This window comes from Salinivirga sp. (genome assembly GCF_035268865.1).
Classification (GTDB): Bacteria; Bacteroidota; Bacteroidia; order Bacteroidales; family Salinivirgaceae; genus Salinivirga.
In genome coordinates this window covers 1-2,469 of sequence record NZ_DATFKB010000157.1, presented here as the reverse complement: position 1 = coordinate 2,469, position 2,469 = coordinate 1, and the positions used below count along the sequence as shown (strand labels likewise).

The following is a 2,469-nucleotide window of genomic DNA, read 5'->3' as shown; positions in this document are numbered from 1 at the left end:
CGGATTATACAGATTGATTAATTTATGGCTAATGTTTTATTTCTAACATTTTGCTAATACAAACTTTAATCAAAATCCTAAATCCGTCTATCTGTGATATTTCTGGTACAAATACACAGCGATAAATACACTGTAATTATTTTAATTCCCATATTTTTTGCTGCATTTAACAGCTCAATCCGCGTTCTGTTTTTTGATAAGCTTTTAAGGCCTTTTTCACATTTCAATTTCACACCACAACTTTATGAGGTGACCCAATTTCTCCGTTTGAATTGGTGAATTTTAATTTGTCTAAACCATAGATCATTTTAGTCGCCTTTTTCAGCGATTATTCTCTCATGTCCCGCTTTTGTCCCGCTTTGTATTTTTTTTAAACACGCTCCTTTGGTTAGCTTTGGTTACACAGTTAAAAAACAAGCTATGCAAAGCTGTTATTATTCCATAGTATATAAAATACGCATCAAAAATTTTTCAACTTTCAACACTCTGCTTTTATCATTTACACATACGCTTTTTTATGTATGCAGATTGACAAAACATTTGTGTGAAAATTTCCTGAATTTAAAAATCATTAAAACACATTCACTATGAGACATCTATCTATTTTACTTTTTTTATTTTTAGGGATCTTCAGTTATTCCTCAGCCCAAAATTTTGCAGGGGGTGATGGTACTGCCTCAAATCCCTGGCAAATTGCTACACCAGCTCAACTTGATGAACTACACAATTACACAGGTGATGCACACTCTGATAAGAATTTTATTCTTGTTGAAAATATTGACCTGGCTACCTATCTTGCCTCAGGTGGCGCGGGATATGATCAATGGGGCGCTCAGGGATGGATGCCCGTGGGATCGTGGGGAGACTTTTTCAAAGGAACTTTTGACGGCGATGGATATACTATTAAAGGGGTAATGTTCAACAGATCAAATACTTCTATTAATGGTGCTGGTTTTTTTGGTAACACAGAAGATGCTACAATAAAAAATGTTTACCTTATTGATGTAGATATTACTGCTGTCAATAAGGCAGGAATGCTGGTAGGATATAATCAGGGTACTATTGAAAATGCTCATGTAAATGGCATTGTAAGTGGTGGCCAGGAAGTTGGAGGTTTAACCGGTGTCAATATTGGCAACATTACAAATTGTAGTGCGGAAGGTACTGTTATTGGCACTGCACAGAGTGTTGGTGGACTAATTGGAAATAATGTAAATTCAAATTTATCAGGTTCTTATGCTAATGTAGATATGACTGCAGATATAAATGCCGGAGGTTTAGTAGGGTATAACAACAATAGTGATATAACAGCTTGTTATGCAATAGGAACTATTAATGCAGAAGAACAATTAGGTGGAATTGTGGGTGTGCTCAATTCATCTACTATTAAAAAATCCTTTTCTTCTATTGATATTACAGCAACAGGTTTTAACTGTGGAGGTATTGCAGGTGTAACTTATGGTGGAAATATCATCAATTCTTATGCATTGGGAAGTGTGACTACTGCAACCAATTTAGATGGACAAAATGTTGGTGGTATTGTTGGGAGTACAAATAACACTACTAATATACAATATTGTTATGCTACCGGAACGCTTACAGGTTATAGCGGACGAACAGCCGGTCTTGCAGGAGTCCTTAGAACAGATGGTACTTTAGCTGATTCTTATTGGGATCTTCTAACCAGTGGACAAACGGATCCCGTAACCTGGAATGATGGTACAACCTCAAATCTTGTTGGTTTAACAACAGCAGAAATGGTGGGGGCATCGTCTACAGTTAATATGACAGCCTTGAATTTTAGTACCATCTGGCAAACAGTTGAAGCAGCTAATCCCGATGCTACGGCAGATGGTTATCCCATTCTTCAATCAATTGACAGAGTACCCCAGCTGCGTGCCCAGGGAATTCTGACAACATACAATTTAATCACCGGGGCAATGCCAATTGAAGGTGGAACTGTTTCAGGTGACGGTCAGTTCGGAGCTTCTGAACAAACTACCATCGTGGCCATGGCAGCAGAGGGCTATGAATTTGTAGAGTGGGTCGGCTCCATTACAAATATCGATGACCCAACAAAAGCAATTGCTCAGGTTACTATGCCTGTCTCAGATGTCAGCTTCACAGCAAACTTTGCGGCCATCGATTACACGCTAACCTTGAATGCTGCACCTGTCGAAGGCGGCACTATAACAGGCGACGGAACATACAACGTGGACGATGCCGCTTCCATCACAGCCACACCCGCAGCTGGTTACGAATTTGTAAACTGGACAGGCGATACGGATCATATTGACGATGCCACAGCCGCCAGTGCCACGGTAACCATGCCCGCGGGGGATGTAACACTTACAGCAAACTTTGCTGCTATTGATTACACACTCACACTGAACGCCACGCCAGTCGAAGGCGGAACAGTAACAGGCGATGGGACTTACAACGTTGACGATGCCGCTTCCATCACAGCCA

1 protein-coding gene is annotated in these 2,469 nt (G+C 40.1%); it reads left to right on the top strand.

Translation table 11 applies throughout. The features are described 5' to 3' along the window. Positions 1 to 587: 587 nt before the first annotated feature. Positions 588 to 2,469, top strand: a 1,882-nt coding sequence (locus tag VJ937_RS09200; protein ID WP_324066604.1) for an InlB B-repeat-containing protein, incomplete at its 3' end; no start/stop codon positions are given.